This window comes from Flavobacterium frigidimaris, assembly GCF_002217275.1.
GTDB lineage: Bacteria > Bacteroidota > Bacteroidia > Flavobacteriales > Flavobacteriaceae > Flavobacterium > Flavobacterium aquidurense.
Genome location: NZ_MUGV01000038.1, coordinates 67,008 through 86,605, shown reverse-complemented (window position 1 = coordinate 86,605; position 19,598 = coordinate 67,008). Strand labels below are relative to the sequence as shown.

Here is a 19,598-nt window from a genome sequence, read left to right as displayed (position 1 = left end):
TTTTTTCACAGACTGACGTTAGCGGCAACTTATTTGACATCACACCCGAATGAAACACAGAAAAAGATTGAAAACATACTTACTTATAGCAATACCGCTAAGTATAGTCTTTTACTTTATTATTTATATCCGAACGAACACACACCATTCGAGTTGGGACAACCAGAAGGAATATTTATGGCTGTTTACTGACTCCGCTATTAAAGATATTGACCCACATTTTCAAGGAAGTTGGGTTAAGGACAATGATATTCTCTGCCATTTTATTTACAAGGAACATTTTCTAGTTTCAATTTGGCACTTTGACGATCTTGACAAAATTAAATTGACCGATGCAGTTATCAATTATGACAAATCAACTCAAGACATAGATATCATGTATGGAAAAGGAGAAGTTCTCAACTCTAAGAGTAGTCCCCAGACTGCTGTGTGTTTTGGAAGAAATTTTGACAATATAATAAATGTTAATTTATCTAAGAACTCAACCATCCAAGACACATTTCAAAGTTCTTCATACAAGGGCTTCTTGGGTACTATTGACGGAATGAGTTTTACGAATAGCAAGTTTGAAGACTATATATACTTTCGATATCCTGATGGCAGGATGCAAACTTTACTGGTTCTTTATAAAAGTGCCAGAGGTTTTTTCATAATTCAAGTAGAAACTAATAACCCTGAAATATCCATTAATAAAGAATTGGTAAATATTTTTAATCTGACATAAGCTGCAGCTAACACACGCTACAAGCAAGCTGGGGATTTGGCTTAATTTGAAGATGGTTTTGTGTTTGAAAAAATAGTTTTTAACCAAAAGTTTAAGCTTTCTTAATCCCAGCCTGTGTATAGCGCGAGAACATTGCAGGCAATTGCTAACGATATACATTCAATACATTTTTTCATATTAAACTATTATGAATAACAACTTTTTTTCTAAAGCACTTCTTTGGTTCTTATTAATAACCTTACCAGAAATGGTCTTTTCACAATCGACCGACTTTACCATTCAGGATGTAAAATTTGAAAGTCAGGGCATTACCCTCGCAGGCTCCATTTTAATGCCCAAAAAAATATTTGCAGCAGTCGTAATTGTTCATGGGTCTGATCCTGTAAAAAGAGAAATGGAGTTCGCTAAACGTCTTGCAAAGGAAGGTATTGCTGTATTGACATATGATAAACGTGGAGTTGGAGAGTCCGGCGGTGTATATGTAGGACCAACTGTTGGTACGAATAATATTGACACTACTAATCTTAATTTATTAGCTGACGATGCAAGTGCAGCAGTAATTACATTTCGAAATTATTTGAAAGATAAAAAAACACCTATTGGATTAGTTGGCTTCAGTCAGGCAGGATGGATCATCCCAATTGCAGCAAGTAAAAATCCAAAAATAGAATTTATGGTTTTATTTAGTTGCCCAACAATTACAACGCTAGAACAGCTTCGATTTCAGTTTTATACTAATGGAAACAATAATTTTTGGGAAAATCATACAGAATCAGATGCTCGGGAACATATTAAAAATGATCCTGACAAGTATCAATTTACAGCTACTGACCCAAAAATTCCGTTGAATACTCTTTCAATTCCTGGTATCTGGCTTTTTGGAGAAAAAGATATACAGATTCCGGTAAAGTTGTGTATAGAGCAATTAAATACATTGAAAGCACAAGGCAAACCTTTCGAATATACCTTGTTTTCAACCTTAGGACACAATACTTCTTCTGACAATATTACAGAACCTTTCGCTATTTCACTTCAATGGATAAAACAGAAAGCTTTGAACATTAAGCAGTCTAAGGCATCAAAATAAAGCTCTCACTTTATGTAATTATTGCAAACATGAAGATGATAAATTGCCTATAAACTTATTACCTGTAAAAACTAAAAGGAAAGTTGAATTTAAAAGAGGTGAAGAAATGGCTAATCCGAACAACATTTTAAAATCTAAAATTCAAACATTAGAATTAGATTATGCCGTTTTTAGTTGCGGTTGTGCAAGTTGGATAAAAATGATTCAATTTTAATAGAATTGCGAAGACTAAATAAAAATCTTGAGAAAAAATAAAACCGAACTAATAACAGCTACAACAACGGATTTGAGCAACTGTTTAATTGAAAGTTGATTTTGGCTTGGAAATGATTTAGTAAGCCCGAAGAAAATTGGGCGACAGTTTGCAAAAATATTGAACTTATAAATATTAACAAATGAAGTACAAACTATATAAAAACATTTTCTTACTATCTAGTTTATCTTTCTTAGTAATAAGTTGTTGCTATAATGGATTATATTCAAAAAATGGTTCTTCCAGAAGAAAAATAAATGATTACAAACATAAAAATGCAAAAATAGATAACATCGACACTTTGGCCGTCTATAAAGAAAAAATAAACTTTGCTATAAATAATATTAGCAAAGAATATGTTTTCTTTGAAAAAAATGATGAAAATAGTTATCCGTTCGTAAGCTACTTAAAATTTTATTCTAATAATAAAGTTGGAATATTCTCAATTCATAAATCTGACACTTTGAAATTAACCAGAGCGCATTTTAACCCAAGCAAAGCTACAATGGGTTATTATTTTATAGAGGGAAACAAAATGAAAATAAAATTTTCAATAGTTTTTCAATGTAGTCACCAAATATTAAGAGAAAAGGCAACTATAAATAAAGACTCCATAACAACGCTTCAATCGGGACATTCGGGAACAATTTATGTAAAACGTAATATTCCTATAGCATATTTAGAAAATTGGAAACCTGATTGGTAGCAATAAATAAGAAAAACCGATTGGCCAACAACCCCGTATTTGACCACTTGATCTAATAGAAAGTTTGACAAAATCTTTTCTAAAAAAGGAATGACTATCTTTGCACCAAATTTACAAAATGAAAGCAACAGACAATTCGGAAAAAACCAATTTACATCCTCGAAATCTTCATCGTTCCCGTTACGATTTCAAACTTCTTATTTCAAATTGTCCTGAATTAAAATCGCATGTTGCCATTAATCTACATGGAATTGAAACTGTTGATTTCAGTAATCCTGTTTCGGTAAAAGTTCTTAATAAGGCTTTATTGCAAACGTATTATGACATTCAAAATTGGGATATTCCAAGGAATTACCTTTGCCCTCCAATTCCCGGAAGAGCAGACTACATACACTATTTAGCTGACTTATTAGCGGAAACCAATAACGGAATAATTCCTCTGGGTTCAGATGTTTTGGGTTTAGATGTAGGAACAGGTTCCAACTGTATTTATCCAATTTTAGGAAATGCAATTTACGACTGGAGTTTTGTTGCTACTGATATTGATAAGAAAGCTATTGAAAACTGCAGTAAGATTATTGAAAGAAATCCAAAACTAATCGATGCAATAAGTTTACAATTACAAATAGAATCCCGTTTTATTTTCAAAAACATAATTACACCCGAAGATCGTTTTACTTTCACAATGTGCAATCCACCTTTTCATGCATCAGCTGAAGAAGCGAATAAAAGTACATCAAGAAAAGTCTCTAATTTAAATCCAAAGGAAAAGAAAAACAATAATCCTGTTTTAAATTTTGGAGGACAAAACGACGAATTATGGTGCAACGGTGGTGAAATTGGCTTTGTTACTCAAATGATTTATGAAAGTGCCAAGTATGCTATGCAATGTCAATGGTTTACAACTTTGGTTTCTAAAAGAGAAAATCTTTCAAGCATTTATAAAACGCTGAACAAAGTAAATGCCGCTTCTATAAAAACAATTGATATGGCTCAAGGCCAAAAAACCAGCCGAATTGTAGCGTGGACTTTTTTAAGCGAAGCACAGCAAAAATCGTGGAAAATTCAAAACGTTGATTTTCAGCAATAAAACTTGATATTATTATTTGCTTTTGGTAGATTTGATTGTAAATCATTTAATATCAAAAACATGGCAGATTATATTGGTTACCTTGCGTCCGTTTTTATAGTGGGAGGTTTTTTATTGAAAGACCTCAGAAAAATCAGATTGATTAATTTATTTGGATGTATTTGTTTTGTAATTTATGGTATCTTCTTAATAAATTACAAAGATTTCAGTCAATGGCTTTTACCGATTATTATTCCGAATGCTATTTTGGCTTTTGTGCAGCTTTATCATTTGACAGTTAGGGACCCTAAAAAATTATAATTCTGATACTTTAAATCAAAATTCTAATACTTTTTGTACAAGCGATTATCGTACCTTTAAAGTAAATTGAATTTTTATGACTACACCTAAAATATTCTTCAGAATAGTATTATTCGTGCTTCTTGCAAGTTGTGCTTCTTCTAAAAAAACAAAATTTGAAGATTACGTTTTTGAGACTAAAACAGAAAAGCAAGCTTATATAGCATCCTACGATAAAGCCCTAAAACTTTGGGACATTCCTTATACAGAAGAAAATATAAAGACCAGCTTAGGGACTGCTCACGTCGTTATAGCGGGTCCAAAAAATGAAAAAGCTTTAGTGCTCCTTCACGGAATGGACGCGAGCTCCACAATGTGGTATCCAAACATTAAAGCGCTTGCTAAAAATCATCGCATTTACGCCATAGATTTCCTAATGGAACCCAACAAATCAACTTTAACTTCAAATCCACTTTCTTCGGAGGAAATGGTGATTTGGTACAATGAAATCTTCCAACATTATAAGCTAAAGAAATTTGATATTGTAGGTGCATCGCGAGGCGGTTGGATCGCAACTCTATTAGCCGTTCAAAAAGAAAACAACATTGATAAAATAGTTTTACTGAGTCCGGCACAAACTTTCAAATTTATTGATAAGGTTGGAAAAACAACAACCGCTTTGATGCTAAAGCTTTTTCCAAGTGAAAAGAAATTTGGAAAAACGCTTAGTACTTTTTCAACGCATCCGGAAAAAATTAGCCCTATTTATAAAAGACAATTTTACTTGGCCAACAAATACGCTAAATCAAATTCAAGCATGCTGAAAATGACGCCATTTTCAGATGATGAGTTAAAATCAATTACAAACCCGGTTTTAGTTTTAATTGGCGATCACGATGTGATCAATTCTGATGAAAGTTTAGAAAGGGCACAGAAATATTTAGTCAAAAGTAAAACTCAAAAAATAACCGATGCGGGCCATTTTTTAAGCATTGATCAATCTAAAATCGTAAACGATTTGATGACCGATTTTTTAAAATAACTTAAATAAATTGGATGCTTTTTTTATCTTTTTTATAGAAATCAAACTTTGTATCTTTACAAAACTAAACTTTTCATCAGTCAAAAATGAATTTCCAGGTATCCTCAGAATATAGTCCAAAAGGCGATCAGCCACAAGCGATTGAAAAACTAGCACAAGGTGTTCGGGATGGCGAAAAATACCAAACCCTATTAGGAGTTACCGGTTCTGGAAAAACCTTTACGGTTGCTAATGTTATTGAAGAAGTTCAAAGACCGACTTTAGTCTTAGCCCATAATAAAACTTTGGCCGCACAATTGTATTCTGAATTCAAACAGTTTTTTCCGAATAATGCGGTTGAATATTTTGTTTCGTACTATGACTACTATCAGCCAGAAGCTTTTATGCCGGTCACAGGTGTTTTCATCGAAAAAGATTTATCTATCAATGAAGAGCTTGAAAAAATGCGTTTGAGCACTACCTCTTCCCTGCTTTCAGGTCGACGAGATATCTTGGTTGTTGCTTCGGTTTCATGTTTGTACGGTATCGGAAATCCAGTTGAGTTTAAGAAAAACGTAATTGAAATATTTAGAGATCAGGTCATCTCCAGAACTAAGTTATTACACAGCCTCGTACAAAGTTTGTACGCCAGAACGGAAGCCGATTTTAATCCCGGAACCTTCCGAATTAAAGGAGATACAGTAGAAGTTTACCCCAGTTATGCCGATGATGCTTTTAGAATTCACTTCTTTGGAGATGAAATCGAAGAAATAGAATCTTTTGATGCCAAGACTTCACATGTTATTGAAAAATTCAAGAGACTGACCATTTATCCTGCTAATATGTTTGTAACTTCTCCTGAAGTATTACAAGGTGCTATTTGGGAAATTCAACAAGATTTAGTTAAACAAGTTGATTACTTTAAAGAAATAGGAAAACATCTGGAAGCAAAACGTTTGGAAGAGCGTACCAATTTTGATTTAGAAATGATTCGCGAATTGGGTTACTGCTCCGGAATTGAAAATTATTCCCGTTATCTTGACGGACGACAAGCCGGCACAAGACCTTTCTGTTTATTGGATTATTTTCCGAGTGATTTTTTGATGGTTGTAGACGAAAGTCACGTAACCGTTTCGCAGGTTCATGCTATGTACGGAGGCGATCGCAGCCGTAAAGAAAATTTGGTTGAGTATGGTTTCCGTTTACCGGCCGCAATGGACAATCGTCCTTTGAAATTTGAAGAATTTGAAGCTTTGCAAAATCAGGTTATTTATGTTTCTGCAACTCCTGCCGATTATGAATTGCAAAAATCAGATGGTATCTATGTGGAACAAATTATTCGCCCGACAGGTTTACTAGACCCCGTTATAGAAGTACGACCAAGCTTAAATCAGATTGATGATCTGATCGAAGAAATTCAGGTTCGCTGTGAGTTAGACGAAAGAGTTTTAGTGACGACTTTAACCAAAAGAATGGCCGAAGAATTAGCCAAATATTTAACAAAAGTTAATATTCGATGTCGTTACATTCACTCTGAGGTTGATACTTTAGAGCGTATCGAAATTATGCAGGATTTACGTAAAGGAATTTTTGATGTTTTAATTGGTGTGAACTTGCTTCGTGAAGGTTTAGATTTACCCGAAGTTTCACTTGTGGCTATATTAGATGCTGATAAAGAAGGTTTTTTACGTAACCACAAATCATTGACCCAAACTATTGGACGTGCGGCGAGAAATCTAAATGGTAAAGCAATTTTGTATGCAGATAAAATTACGGGAAGTATGCAAAAAACTATCGACGAAACAGAATATCGCAGAACCAAGCAAATTAATTTTAACGCCGAAAATAATATTACGCCCCAGGCATTAAATAAAAAGATAGACAGTGCCTTTACTAAAAATCCATTGGTAGAATATGAATTAGGACACACTTTAACTGCAGCCGCCGAGCCTGAAACAGCTTACTTATCGAAAGCGGAATTGGAAAAAATGATTCGTGAGAAACGTAAATCAATGGAAAAAGCAGCTAAAGAACTGGACTTTTTACAGGCAGCAAAATTACGTGACGATATTAAAAAACTACAGGAACAATTATCTTAATTATGTTGTTCCTGAAAAACCCTCAATAAAAGTTTCGGATCAATCATTGCATTTGGTGCTTTTTTCATCAAATCTAAAACACGTTTTACCGCGCCGGGATTTAAACCCATTTCGATCGCAATTTGCTGTATGGCAATTGCTTCTTTTTCATGCAAAATTCCGTCGCAATGCATTATCAGGGCCAATCTGTAAAATTGCTGAATACGCTGAAATTCCGATTTTATAATTTTTTTTGTAGTTTCCTGATGAAATAAATCCTTAAAAACATCAAAATCAATATTTAATTCCTGGGCTACAAGCCACAAAAAATCATATTCTCTTTTATGCAATTGCCCGTCAACAGTAGAAAAAGCAATCATTTCTAAAAGTAAACTTCTCTTTTCGACTTCGGTATTCATCAATTTATTATTTTTAGCTAAATTATTATATTTAAACCTAACACGCAACATAACTGATGATTCGAGGATTTTTCTTTTTTATTTCTCTGTGGATGATCACTATTGGAAATGCGCAGCAAAGTACGGCTTCAATAAACGTATCCACTTTTACTATTGAAGCTCCTCAACTCAAGACTACAAAAAAAATCTGGATTTATCTACCTGAAGGTTATTCCGCTTCAACCGATAAAAAATACAGTGTTATTTACATGCATGACGCCCAAAATTTGTTTGATACCAAAACCTCTTATGTTGGCGAATGGAGTGTCGATGAAAAACTGGATAGTCTAAAAGCACCTGTAATTGTCGTTGGAATTGAGCACGGAAATGACAAACGTATTGATGAATTGACACCCTTTAAAAATGAAAAATACGGCGGCGGAAATGCAGACAATTACCTGGATTTTATTGTAAAAACATTAAAACCCTATATCGACAAAAATTACAAGACCACAACAAAAGCAAAAAACACTACCATAATGGGAAGTTCTTTGGGGGGTTTAGTTTCGTATTACGCGATTCTTAAATATCCGGAAGTTTTTGGAAAAGCAGGTGTTTTCTCTCCATCCTTTTGGTTTTCAAACGATATCTACACCTTAACGGAGCAAGCTCCAAAAAATAAGACTAAAATTTACTTTTTGTGCGGCGACAAAGAAAGTGATGACATGGTAAAAGAAATGAAAAAGATGGAAACACTTTTAGACCGAAATCGCTGTTACTGTCTTCATCTTACAAAAGAGAAAATTGTAAAAGGTGGCGAACATAATGAAAAACTTTGGCGGGATGGCTTTGTAGGTGCCATTCTTTGGCTGGGTTACTAAGATAAAATTAAAAAACATCATTCAATCATGAAACTAATTTTAAGAGAATACAATTTAAAACTTAAACATACTTTTACCATATCAAGAGAATCAATCGATTTTCAGCCTTCACTTATTGTCGAATTGCAAAGCGACGGATTCTCAGGTTTTGGTGAAGCGACTTCAAATCCGTATTACAGAACAACTGTTCCAATGATGATAAAGGATTTAGAAAGATTCAGAAGTAGTATTGAAGCTTCTCAAAATGAAACTCCTGAAGTTTTTTGGGCAAAAATTTACCCACTTTTAAGGCATGATATGTTTGCTTTGTGCGCTCTGGATTTGGCTTATAACGACTTGTATGCACGCAAAAAAGGCAAAAAATTATACGAGTTATGGAATTATACAACCGAAAGAAATCCTATGACGGATTACACTATCGGGATTGCTTCTATAGAAAAAATGGTATCCAAAATGCAGGAATTACCGTGGCCTATTTATAAAATTAAATTAGGAACCAAAGAAGACATCGCGATCGTAAAAGAACTTCGCAAACATACTGATGCTATTTTTAGAATTGATGCCAATTGTGGCTGGGGTGTTGAAGAAACAATTAATAATGCTGTTGAATTAAAAAAATTAGGTGTTGAATTTCTGGAGCAACCTATGAAAGCAGACAATTGGGAAGCACACAAAGAAGTTTTTAAACATTCTGTTTTGCCGATAATCGCTGATGAAAGCTGTATTGTCGAAGAGGACGTTTCAATATGTCATAATCATTTTCATGGTGTGAACGTGAAATTAGTAAAATGCGGTGGTTTAACACCCGGAAAGCGAATGATCGAAGAAGCTAAAAAACTAGGCTTAAAAACAATGGTGGGCTGTATGACCGAATCGACGGTGGGAATTTCAGCAATTGCGCATTTATTACCACAATTAGATTATGTTGATATGGATGGTGCCTTGCTTTTAGCCGAAGATATCGCAACCGGAGTAACCATAAAAAATGGTGTTGTCTCCTATTCTGAACTTAATGGAACCGGTGTTACTTTACTTTAATAAAATGAATGTCAATCAATTTCCAGATCGAATTATCGAAATCGACCAAGAAAAGTATTTGTATTTTGGCGGAACGGCCTATTTGGGTTTATCAACAAATAAAGTTTTTCAGGAATTGGTAGTAAAAAACATTCTGATATGGGGTACCACTTATGGAAGTTCCCGCAACGCCAATGTAAAAGTAACAGCTTATGAAAACGGCGAAACTTTTTTAGCCAATTACATTAAAGCAGAAGCGGTTGTTACTGTTTCTTCCGGAATGCTGGCTGGGAAACTTGTCATTAATGAATTGAAAAAACAAACTGATACTTTCTTTCATTTTGATGATGTTCATACGGCAATCCAAACAACTAACAGCTTACCCGTTATTATAGCTGGTAAATTAAACTCCAGATTATTGGATGAGAAAGAAGAAAAAATTACGATTCTAACCGATGGAGTTCCTTCTTTCGAAACCAATCCTATTGATTTAAAAGTCTTGAGAGGAATTTCAAAGAACAAAGAAATTACATTGTTAATTGATGAATCACATTCTCTTGGAATTTTAGGTAAAAATGGCTGCGGAATTTATGCTGACATCAATCTTCCGATAAAGAGAAAAATTATGGTTTCTTCACTGGGAAAAGCTTTAGGTTTAACGGGCGGTGTAATTGCAAGTGATGCTTCTTTTATTGAAGAAATAAAAAAATCTGAAATCTTTGGTTCTGCTGCCGGAATGAATCCCGCTTTCGCACAAACTTTGGCAGATGCTGCTGAATTATATCCAAATCAACATCAAAAATTAGTTGAGAATCTAAATTATATCGACCAAAAACTGATTAAAGATGATTCTATTAAATTTGATAAAAGCTATCCTTTAATTTATCTGAAAGACAAAAATGTCATTGAAATATTAAAAGAAAATAAAATCATTATTGCGAGTTTTAAATACAAACAAAATGCAGATAATTTAAATAGAATTGTCGTCACAGCCAATCATATCCAAGAAGATTTAGATAAATTGATCAACATTTTAAACCAAAATAGATAAAAAGGTTCACCACAAATTTCACAAATTTTCACAAATTAGATTCAACTTTATTCACAACGTAATTGGTGGAAATTTGTGAAATTCGTGGCTAAAAACTTTGTAGCAATTCCATACTCTAATTGCTTTTAAAACGTACCTTTGTAAAAAATTAAACGATGACGAACAACGATATCCTAAAAAAACTGCGCGTGGCTTTGATGCTCCGTGATGATCAAATAGTTGAAATTTTAGAATTAGTAGATTTTAGAATTACAAAATCAGAATTAGGAGCTTTTTTCAGAGCCGAAGATCATGAAAATTATATGGAATGCGGTGATCAGGTTTTGCGTAACTTTTTGAATGGATTAGTAATTCATTTAAGAGGAACAAAAGAAAATCCTAAAAATCCAAATGATGTTTTAGCCAAACATAAAGCTGAAATTCCGAAAAAAGACAGCACTAAGGAAAGACCAGAATTTAAAGCAAGTGCTAAAGATGCTGAAAAAGGAAGAGGCGATAAAGCACCTTCTAAAACGGGTCCGGCAGCTAAAAAACCTTTCAAAAAGAAACCTGCTACACCTAAAATTCAGGTTGTAGAAAAAGTGGTTTACAAAAACGGAAAGAATAAAAAATAATTAATTACGTTACTTAGTTTAACCGCAAAGGGCGCAAGGATTTACGCAAAGTTCGCAAGGCTATATTGATAAAGCTTTGCGAACTTTTGCGTTTATATTGAACCTGATAAATTAAAATCTGTGCGCGCTTTGTGGTTAAATAGCCAGCAAAAAAAATCCCTCCAATTTCTTGGAGGGATTTTTTATATAAATTGATTTCTTATTTAATTAAGAAAGTGCAGCTTTAACTTGGTCAGCAGCTTCCTGAAATTGAGTAGCTGATAAAATTGGCATACCAGAGTTGTCAATTAATTCTTTTGCAATTTCAGCATTTGTTCCTTGCAAACGAACGATAATTGGCACATTGATAGCATCACCCATATTTTTGTAAGCGTCAACAACTCCTTGTGCCACACGGTCACAACGAACGATTCCACCAAAAATATTGATCAAAATTGCTTTTACATTTGGATCTTTTAAGATGATACGGAAAGCAGTTTCAACACGTTTTGCATCAGCAGTTCCACCAACGTCAAGGAAGTTAGCAGGCTCAAAACCAGCATATTTAATTAAATCCATAGTTGCCATTGCAAGACCTGCTCCGTTTACCATACATCCTACAGTACCGTCAAGATCTACATAGTTCAAACCTACTTCTTTAGCTTCAACTTCGATTGGATTCTCCTCACGGATATCTCTCATTTCAGCATATTTTGGTTGTCTGTATAAAGCATTATCATCGATATTTACTTTAGCATCAACAGCCATAATTTTGTTGTCAGATGTTTTCAAAACCGGGTTGATTTCAAACATAGAAGCATCAGAACCAATGTAAGCATTGTATAATGAATCGATGAATTTAACCATTTCTTTGAAAGCATTTCCAGAAAGACCTAAATTAAAAGCAATTCTTCTAGCCTGAAAACCTTGTAATCCAACAGTAGGATCAACTTCTTCAGTAAAGATTAAGTGTGGTGTGTGCTCAGCAACTTCTTCGATATCCATTCCACCTTCAGTAGAATACATGATCATGTTACGTCCTGTACCTCTATTCAATAAAACAGAAACATAAAACTCAGAAGTTTCACTTTCACCAGGATAGTATACATCTTCAGCAACTAAAATTTTGTTTACTTTTTTACCTTCAGCAGAAGTTTGAGGCGTAATCAATTGCATTCCGATGATTTGTTCAGCAATTTCTTCAACTTGTTGAAGATTTTTAGCCAACTTAACTCCACCACCTTTTCCACGTCCACCTGCGTGAATTTGTGCTTTTATCACGTGCCATCCTGTACCAGTTTCGGCAGTTAATTGTTTTGCAGCAGCCACAGCTTCAACCGCATTATTAGCCACGATTCCGCGTTGAATGCGTACTCCGTAACTAGCTAAAATTTCTTTTCCTTGATATTCGTGTATGTTCATAATATAGAATTTGTCTGGTTCTGAATTTATTTCAGAATAAAAGTGCGACAAAAGTAGCAAAATTCAACTTAATAGTAAAATCTTTTTCAATTAAAAAATGACACTTATAGGTATTAAACGTTTATTCTTTTTCAATGCAAAGAAATAGTTAACGAAACAATTTGTAAATATTAACTCAAAACCACTAAAACGTTTGATATTTAACAAAAATATCACCGTATTTATTAGCCTTAGGATGATTTTTCTTAATATATTCCAATCGAGATTATCATTTTATCATTTCACAATGGTTTAAATAAAATTATTATCATTTAAGAATCGTTTTTCTAATATTACAACAAAAATGTAAGCCATATTACAATTTCACTACATTATGTTTAACGAAATCTTTATTTTTGTAGAAAAAATATCAAGAATGAAAGTTAAAGAACAAGGGCTTTATTTGCCTGAATTTGAACACGACAATTGTGGTGCAGGATTTATTTGTAATTTGAATGGTATTAAATCTAACGATATTATTCACAAAGCATTGGACATCTTAATAAAATTGGAACATCGTGGTGCAGTTAGTTCTGATGGAAGAACTGGAGACGGAGCTGGAATTTTATTCGACATCCCACATAACTTTTTCAAAAAGGTATGTGACTTTGAAATCCCTGAAACACGTGAGTATGCAGTAGGAATGGTTTTTTTACCAAAAAGCAAAAACCAGGTTTCTTTTTGTATCAACACTTTTGAAGCAACTATTAAAGATCAGAACTTAAAGATCTTAGGTTGGAGAGATGTACCTGTTGAAGTTGAAAATTTAGGGCAGATTGCCGCAGAAAAAGAACCAACAGTTAAACAGGTTTTTGTTAGCAAAAACGGTCAGGATTTAACTGAAAATGAATTTAATGCAAAACTTTTTGCAGCTAGAAAAATTGCTGAACACGCTATTAGAGGCTCTAAAACCTCTGAAAGTCATATGTTCTATTTCTCTAGTTTATCGACAACTACCATAATATATAAAGGTCTATTGATGCCGGAAGACATCAGCCGTTATTATGTTGACTTAAAAGATCCGGATTTAGTGACTCGTTTGGCGTTAGTTCACCAACGTTTCTCTACCAATACTTTCCCTTCATGGGAATTAGCACAGCCATTTAGATACATGTGTCATAATGGTGAGATCAACACACTTCGTGGAAACGTAAGCCGTATGCGTGCTCGTGAAGAGCTTATGCAAAGCAAAGTTTTTGGCGATGATATCAAAAAATTATTTCCAATTATCTTAGAAGGAAAATCAGATTCTGCTTCTATGGATATGGTGGTTGAACTTTTATTAATGACAGGTCGTTCATTGCCTGAAGCTATGATGATGGTAGTTCCTGAAGCTTGGGAAAAACACCAGACAATGTCTCCTGAAAAAAGAGCGTTTTACGAGTTTAACGCTTGTATCATGGAGCCTTGGGATGGTCCTGCTTCTATTCCGTTTACAGATGGTAACGTAATTGGTGCGTTATTAGACAGAAACGGATTGCGTCCTTCTCGTTACACTTTAACAAAAAGTGGTTTCGTAATCATGTCATCAGAAATTGGTGTATTGGATATCGATCCGGAAGATGTAATTCAGCACGGTCGTTTGGAGCCAGGGAAAATGTTCCTGGTTGACATGAACGAAGGTCGTATTATCGAAGACGAAGAAGTTAAAAAAGCGATAGTTACAAAACGTCCTTACCAGGAATGGTTAGATTCAAACTTATTGCCATTAGCTAAAGTTCCGTACACAAATAACCCTACTCCGGTTGAGAAATTAGATTTTCAAACGAGACAACGTTTATTTGGCTACACTATTGAAGATTTAAAAACAATCATCAACCCAATGGGAGGTCAAGGAGCTGAAGCTATCAGTTCTATGGGTAATGATACGCCTTTGGCCGTATTATCAGACCAGCCTCAATTGTTGTATAACTATTTCAAACAATTATTTGCTCAGGTTACCAACCCACCTTTGGATGGTATTCGTGAAGAAATCATTACTGATATCAGTTTAGCAGTTGGTGGCGATTTCAATATTTTTGAAATTGAATCTAAGCAATGTAAAAAATTAAAAATCCAAAATCCGGTTATCTCAAACGAGGATTTAGATAAAATCAGAAACATTGATCACGCAGATTTCAAATCGGCTACCATTTCTACTTTATATAAAATAGAAAAAGGAGTAAACGGTTTAGAACGTGCTCTTGAAAAATGTGTTCAGGCAACGTACAAAGCTGTTTCTGAAGGATGTAACATTATCATCTTATCAGACAGAGGTGTAAGCGAAGAATTTGCCCCAATTCCTATGTTATTGGCTTGTTCTTACATTCATCACTCTTTGAACATTTTACAGGTTCGTTCTAAATTCGGAATCATAATCGAATCGGCAGAACCTCGTGAACCACATCATTTTGCTTTATTATTCGGATACGGTGCAAGTGCGATCAATCCATATATGGTAAACGAGATCATTCACGATCAGGTTAATCAGGGATTCATTAAAGGTGTAAAAGCCGATTATGCAATTGTAAACTATAATAAAGCGATTGCAAAAGGAATCGTTAAAATCATGAACAAAATTGGTATCTCTACTTTACATTCGTACAGAGCTGCTCAAATTTTCGAGATTTTAGGTTTAAACAAAACCTTTACTTCTAAATATTTCCCTTACACACCTTCAAGAATCGAAGGAATTGGGTTGATGGAAGTAGAAAAAGAAGTAAAAAAACGTTTCCAAAAAGCATTCCCAAATTCAAAAGTAGCCAACTTACTTTCTTTAGAAATTGGAGGTATCTACAGATGGAGACGTGGTGGAGAAAAACACATGTTCAACCCAACCACTATTGCTAAATTACAACAGGCGGTTCGTTTAAACAGTCCTGAAAGTTATAAAGAATACTCTACTATGGTTAACGAGCAAAGCTCAAACCTAATGACTATTAGAGGAATGTTTGAATTTAACAATTTAGATCCAATTTCTATTGATGAAGTAGAGCCTTGGACAGAAATTGTTAAGAAATTCAAAACAGGTGCGATGTCTTACGGATCTATCAGTAGAGAAGCGCACGAGAATTTAGCGATTGCAATGAACAGAATTGGCGGAAAAAGTAATTCAGGAGAAGGTGGAGAAGATCCAAAACGTTTCCAGAAAGAAATCAACGGAGATTCAAGAAACAGTGCGATCAAACAAGTGGCGTCGGGACGTTTTGGTGTCTCAATCAACTATTTGACAAACGCTAAAGAAATTCAGATTAAAATGGCTCAAGGGGCAAAACCTGGTGAAGGTGGTCAGCTTCCTGGAGAAAAAGTGGTGCCATGGATTGCTGAAACCAGAAACTCTACGCCTTATGTAGGTTTGATTTCACCTCCGCCTCACCACGACATTTACTCTATTGAGGATTTATCTCAATTGATTTATGATTTGAAAAATGCAAATCGTGAAGCACGTGTAAACGTAAAATTAGTTTCTGAAGTGGGTGTTGGAACAATTGCTGCGGGTGTTGCCAAAGCAAAAGCAGACGTTATCCTTATTTCTGGTTATGACGGAGGAACTGGTGCTGCACCATTAACTTCATTACAACACACTGGAATTCCGTGGGAACTTGGTTTAGCAGAAGCACAACAAACTTTGATCTTAAATGATTTAAGAAGCCGTGTAGTTTTAGAGTGTGACGGACAATTAAAAACAGGTCGTGACGTAGCAATTGCTGCATTGTTAGGAGCTGAAGAATTTGGTTTTGCCACTGCTCCGCTTGTTGCTTCTGGTTGTATTATGATGAGAGCTTGTCACTTAAATACTTGTCCGGTTGGTATTGCAACTCAGGATCCTGAATTGAGAAAAAATTTCAAAGGAACTCCGGAGCACGTAATCAACTTCATGTATTTTATTGCTGAAGAATTAAGAGAAATCATGGCGCAATTAGGTTTCAGAACCTTAAAAGAAATGGTGGGTCAATCACAAAAATTAAATGTGAACAAAGCGATCAAACATTATAAAGCCAATGGTTTGGATTTATCATCTATTCTATACAAACCGGAAAAAGCTAAAACACAACCGATTCACAATACCACAGAACAAGATCACCAACTTGAAAATGTTTTGGATTTTGATATCATTAAAGAAGCGATTCCGTCTATTTATAGAAAAGAAAAAACAAGAGTTACATTTAAAATTAAAAATACAGACCGTTCTGTAGGTGCTATTTTGAGTAATGAAATCTCAAAAATATATGGCGCACAAGGTTTACCTGAAGACACTATTTTAGTTGATTTTGAAGGTTCTGCCGGACAAAGTTTTGGTGCTTTTGCAACAAACGGATTGTCGTTTAAAATTCACGGAAACTGTAATGACTATTTAGGAAAAGGACTTTCAGGAGGAAAATTGATTATCAAAGTACCTCCTACTGCAACCTTCAAACCTGAAGAAAACATCATCATTGGTAACGTTGCCCTTTACGGAGCTATTACCGGAGAGGCTTATATTAATGGAATGGCCGGAGAGCGTTTTTGTGTGAGAAATTCTGGAGCAACTGCTGTTGTTGAAGGAATTGGAGATCACGGATGCGAGTACATGACCGGTGGTACAGTAGTTGTTTTAGGAAAAACAGGAAGAAACTTCGCAGCTGGTATGAGCGGTGGTGTGGCTTATGTTTATGATCCAGGTAAAAAATTCGATTCTACACTATGCAACATGGAAATGGTTGCATTTGATCCGATGGAAGAAGAAGACGTTACCAAACTAAGACGATTGATCAAAAACCATTCATTGTACACCAACAGTCCATTAGCAAAAAGAATTTTAGCAGACTGGGAAAATGAACAGAAACATTTCGTAAAAGTAATGCCAACTGATTACAAAAAAGCATTACAACGAATTGCAGAAGAGAAAAAAATAGAAGAATTAATAGCTGATTAAAAAAGGTTCTGAGGTACTTAGGTACAAAGGTTCAGAGGTTTTAAGATTTGATTTTTCAACTCAAATCTTATATTTCACCTCTCACATCTCACAACTAAATCTAATTAAAATGTCATGGGTAAAATAGGCGGATTTAAAGAATATAACAGAGCCGACGAGAGTAATTTAGCAGTAGCAGAACGTGTTTCGAACTACAACGAATTTACTATTCCGTTAGCAAAAGATAAAGTAAAAGAACAAGGTTCAAGATGTATGGATTGTGGTATTCCTTTTTGCCACAGTGGTTGTCCGTTAGGAAATTTAATTCCGGACTTCAACGACATGGTGCATCAGGAAGAATGGCAAAGTGCATTGGAGATTTTACAATCTACTAATAACTTTCCGGAATTTACAGGTCGCTTATGCCCTGCTCCATGCGAAAAAGCATGTGTATTAGGAATTATAAAAGATCCTGTTTCTATCGAAAACATCGAGAAAAACATTGTTGAAATTGGTTTTGCTGAAGGCTGGATCAAACCGCAACCACCAAAAAAGAGAACCGGAAAAACGGTTGCTGTTATTGGTTCAGGCCCTGCAGGTTTAGCAGCAGCTCAACAATTAAACAGAGCCGGTCACACGGTAACTGTTTTTGAAAGAGACAATGCTATTGGAGGTTTATTGCGTTACGGAATTCCGAATTTCAAATTAGAAAAAGGAATTATCGACAGACGTGTAGCGATCCTTGAAGCGGAAGGAATCACTTTCAAGACCGACGTAAATGTTGGTGTAAACTTTAGTGTAGCAGAATTAAACGCTTTCGATTCTATCGTATTATGCGGTGGAGCAACGGAAAGAAGAAGTTTACCAACTAAAGGAATTGAAAGCAAAGGCGTTGTTCAGGCAATGGATTTCTTAACGCAGCAAACTAAAGTTTTATACGGAGAATCAGTTCCGGATCAGGTAAAAGCGACTGGAAAAGATGTAATCGTAATTGGTGGTGGAGATACAGGTTCTGACTGCGTTGGAACATCAAACCGTCACGGTGCAAAATCAGTAACTAACTTTGAGATTTTACCAAAACCTCCAGTTGGAAGAAGCGAATCAACGCCTTGGCCTTTCTGGCCGTTACAGTTGAAAACGTCATCTTCTCACGAAGAAGGTTGCGACAGAAACTGGTTAATCAATACTAAAGAATTCTTATCTAATGATAAAGGAGAATTAGTGGGATTAAAAACGGTTGAAGTGCAGTGGAAAATGACTCCGGGTCAGCGTCCTGAATTAATCGAAAAAGAAGGTTCAGAAAAAATCTGGCCTTGCGATTTAGCTTTATTAGCTTTAGGATTTACAGGTCCTGAGAAAACTTTAAGCGAGCAATTAGGTCTTGAAGTAGATATGAGAAGCAACTATAAAGCAAAAAATTATCAAACGAATGTTCCCCACATTTTCACCGCCGGTGATATGAGAAGAGGACAATCGTTAATTGTATGGGCTATTTCAGAAGGTCGCGAAGCAGCAAGAGAGGTAGATTTGTTCTTAATGGGCTCTACTAACTTGCCAACCAAAGGAAACGGAGATTTACCGAGTTTATAGTTTTGAAGGTTCTGAGTTGCTAAGATACTGAGGGACTAAGGTTTTTTCCTTGCATTTTATTTAATCTTTATTCCGATAAACAACATACTACTAACAAACCCTTGAATTTATATTCAGGGGTTTTGTTTTTTTGCCACAAATTATATGGATTAAATTGATTTTTTGTTTGCCACAAATTACACTAATTTCCACAAATTTCTTTTTTGCTCGCTTCTAAAATTAAACATAGCCCGTGGTTTCAACCAAAGGATACAATAAATGATTACGTCCAATTCCCAACGTTTGCCGTGATTGAAATCACCGGGCTATGTTTTGAGCCTTTTGCGAAAAATCCAAAATTAAAAAATCTAATCTTCAGGCATAGCGAGCGGTGTCAACCGCGAGGACACAATATCCAATTACGTTAAATCTGCAACGTTTCCCGTGGTTGAAACCACGGGCTATGTTTTATGCATTTTGCGAAAATTCGTGACTTGAGCGATAGCGACAGGCGAGC

The 19,598-nt window shown here is 35.0% G+C and carries 16 protein-coding genes; 14 read left to right on the top strand and 2 right to left on the bottom strand.

Annotated features, from left to right (window positions below; genetic code table 11):
- The 8 genes from B0A65_RS23345 to uvrB form a co-directional block, all read left to right on the top strand.
- Positions 1-192 (top strand): hypothetical protein (locus tag B0A65_RS23345; RefSeq protein ID WP_207556464.1); only part of this gene is annotated, 192 nt, incomplete at its 5' end.
- A gap of 133 nt (positions 193-325) precedes the next feature.
- Complete coding sequence (locus tag B0A65_RS23340; protein ID WP_207556463.1) at positions 326-724, top strand: hypothetical protein; 399 nt, start codon at positions 326-328, stop codon at positions 722-724.
- A 187-nt stretch (positions 725-911) separates the two neighbouring features.
- On the top strand, positions 912-1,811 hold the full coding sequence (locus B0A65_RS19435; RefSeq protein WP_074656379.1) for an alpha/beta hydrolase family protein: 900 nt from the start codon (positions 912-914) through the stop codon (positions 1,809-1,811).
- A 395-nt stretch (positions 1,812-2,206) separates the two neighbouring features.
- A complete protein-coding gene (locus B0A65_RS19430) occupies positions 2,207-2,770 on the top strand; it encodes a hypothetical protein (protein ID WP_083370350.1) in 564 nt (187 codons plus the stop codon).
- Between the two features lie 118 nt (positions 2,771-2,888).
- Complete coding sequence (gene rlmF, locus B0A65_RS19425) at positions 2,889-3,860, top strand: 23S rRNA (adenine(1618)-N(6))-methyltransferase RlmF (protein ID WP_074656376.1); 972 nt, start codon at positions 2,889-2,891, stop codon at positions 3,858-3,860.
- Between the two features lie 60 nt (positions 3,861-3,920).
- Positions 3,921-4,160, top strand: a complete 240-nt coding sequence (locus B0A65_RS19420) for a uroporphyrinogen decarboxylase (protein ID WP_074656374.1) — start codon at positions 3,921-3,923, stop codon at positions 4,158-4,160.
- Positions 4,161-4,236: 76 nt separating this feature from the next.
- The gene (locus B0A65_RS19415; RefSeq protein WP_074656372.1) at positions 4,237-5,181 is read left to right on the top strand and encodes an alpha/beta fold hydrolase; all 945 of its coding nucleotides are present in this window, start codon (positions 4,237-4,239) and stop codon (positions 5,179-5,181) included.
- A gap of 86 nt (positions 5,182-5,267) precedes the next feature.
- Positions 5,268-7,259 (top strand): excinuclease ABC subunit UvrB, encoded by a 1,992-nt coding sequence (gene uvrB / locus B0A65_RS19410; RefSeq protein WP_074656370.1) that lies wholly within the window; start codon positions 5,268-5,270, stop codon positions 7,257-7,259.
- On the opposite strand, the gene B0A65_RS19405 is transcribed toward uvrB, so the two are convergent.
- The gene (locus B0A65_RS19405) at positions 7,256-7,657 is read right to left on the bottom strand and encodes an excinuclease ABC subunit B (RefSeq protein ID WP_074656368.1); all 402 of its coding nucleotides are present in this window, start codon (positions 7,655-7,657) and stop codon (positions 7,256-7,258) included. The two genes, uvrB and B0A65_RS19405, sit on opposite strands and share 4 nt — an antisense overlap.
- Positions 7,658-7,749: 92 nt before the next feature.
- Here B0A65_RS19405 and B0A65_RS19400 point away from each other — a divergent pair, with 92 nt between their 5' ends.
- The 4 genes from B0A65_RS19400 (at position 7,750) to B0A65_RS19385 (ending at position 11,199) form a co-directional block, all read left to right on the top strand.
- Positions 7,750-8,517, top strand: coding sequence for an alpha/beta hydrolase (locus tag B0A65_RS19400; RefSeq protein ID WP_207556462.1), 768 nt, complete (start codon positions 7,750-7,752; stop codon positions 8,515-8,517).
- Between the two features lie 27 nt (positions 8,518-8,544).
- Positions 8,545-9,555, top strand: coding sequence for a dipeptide epimerase (locus B0A65_RS19395; protein WP_074656363.1), 1,011 nt, complete (start codon positions 8,545-8,547; stop codon positions 9,553-9,555).
- Between the two features lie 4 nt (positions 9,556-9,559).
- On the top strand, positions 9,560-10,585 hold the full coding sequence (locus B0A65_RS19390; RefSeq protein WP_074658251.1) for an aminotransferase class I/II-fold pyridoxal phosphate-dependent enzyme: 1,026 nt from the start codon (positions 9,560-9,562) through the stop codon (positions 10,583-10,585).
- A gap of 155 nt (positions 10,586-10,740) precedes the next feature.
- Complete coding sequence (locus B0A65_RS19385; protein ID WP_074656361.1) at positions 10,741-11,199, top strand: DUF1456 family protein; 459 nt, start codon at positions 10,741-10,743, stop codon at positions 11,197-11,199.
- A 207-nt stretch (positions 11,200-11,406) separates the two neighbouring features.
- On the opposite strand, the gene sucC is transcribed toward B0A65_RS19385, so the two are convergent.
- Positions 11,407-12,600, bottom strand: coding sequence for an ADP-forming succinate--CoA ligase subunit beta (gene sucC / locus B0A65_RS19380; RefSeq protein ID WP_074656359.1), 1,194 nt, complete (start codon positions 12,598-12,600; stop codon positions 11,407-11,409).
- Between the two features lie 415 nt (positions 12,601-13,015).
- On the opposite strand from sucC, the gene gltB reads away from it, so the two are divergent.
- Complete coding sequence (gltB, locus tag B0A65_RS19375; protein WP_074656356.1) at positions 13,016-17,533, top strand: glutamate synthase large subunit; 4,518 nt, start codon at positions 13,016-13,018, stop codon at positions 17,531-17,533.
- 114 nt (positions 17,534-17,647) lie between these two features.
- Positions 17,648-19,102 (top strand): glutamate synthase subunit beta, encoded by a 1,455-nt coding sequence (locus B0A65_RS19370; protein ID WP_074656353.1) that lies wholly within the window; start codon positions 17,648-17,650, stop codon positions 19,100-19,102.
- Positions 19,103-19,598 lie beyond the last annotated feature (496 nt).

What these genes read in the sequence shown, in the direction of transcription:
- B0A65_RS19385 (WP_074656361.1), top strand. Translation starts at nt 10,741, where the DNA reads ATGACGAACAACGATATCCTAAAAAAACTGCGCGTGGCTTTGATGCTC.
- rlmF (WP_074656376.1), top strand. Translation starts at nt 2,889, where the DNA reads ATGAAAGCAACAGACAATTCGGAAAAAACCAATTTACATCCTCGAAAT.
- B0A65_RS19415 (WP_074656372.1), top strand. Translation starts at nt 4,237, where the DNA reads ATGACTACACCTAAAATATTCTTCAGAATAGTATTATTCGTGCTTCTT.
- B0A65_RS19405 (WP_074656368.1), bottom strand. Translation starts at nt 7,657, where the DNA reads ATGAATACCGAAGTCGAAAAGAGAAGTTTACTTTTAGAAATGATTGCT.
- uvrB (WP_074656370.1), top strand. Translation starts at nt 5,268, where the DNA reads ATGAATTTCCAGGTATCCTCAGAATATAGTCCAAAAGGCGATCAGCCA.
- B0A65_RS19420 (WP_074656374.1), top strand. Translation starts at nt 3,921, where the DNA reads ATGGCAGATTATATTGGTTACCTTGCGTCCGTTTTTATAGTGGGAGGT.
- B0A65_RS19395 (WP_074656363.1), top strand. Translation starts at nt 8,545, where the DNA reads ATGAAACTAATTTTAAGAGAATACAATTTAAAACTTAAACATACTTTT.
- B0A65_RS19400 (WP_207556462.1), top strand. Translation starts at nt 7,750, where the DNA reads ATGATCACTATTGGAAATGCGCAGCAAAGTACGGCTTCAATAAACGTA.
- B0A65_RS19430 (WP_083370350.1), top strand. Translation starts at nt 2,207, where the DNA reads ATGAAGTACAAACTATATAAAAACATTTTCTTACTATCTAGTTTATCT.
- B0A65_RS19390 (WP_074658251.1), top strand. Translation starts at nt 9,560, where the DNA reads ATGAATGTCAATCAATTTCCAGATCGAATTATCGAAATCGACCAAGAA.
- B0A65_RS19370 (WP_074656353.1), top strand. Translation starts at nt 17,648, where the DNA reads ATGGGTAAAATAGGCGGATTTAAAGAATATAACAGAGCCGACGAGAGT.
- gltB (WP_074656356.1), top strand. Translation starts at nt 13,016, where the DNA reads ATGAAAGTTAAAGAACAAGGGCTTTATTTGCCTGAATTTGAACACGAC.
- B0A65_RS19435 (WP_074656379.1), top strand. Translation starts at nt 912, where the DNA reads ATGAATAACAACTTTTTTTCTAAAGCACTTCTTTGGTTCTTATTAATA.
- sucC (WP_074656359.1), bottom strand. Translation starts at nt 12,600, where the DNA reads ATGAACATACACGAATATCAAGGAAAAGAAATTTTAGCTAGTTACGGA.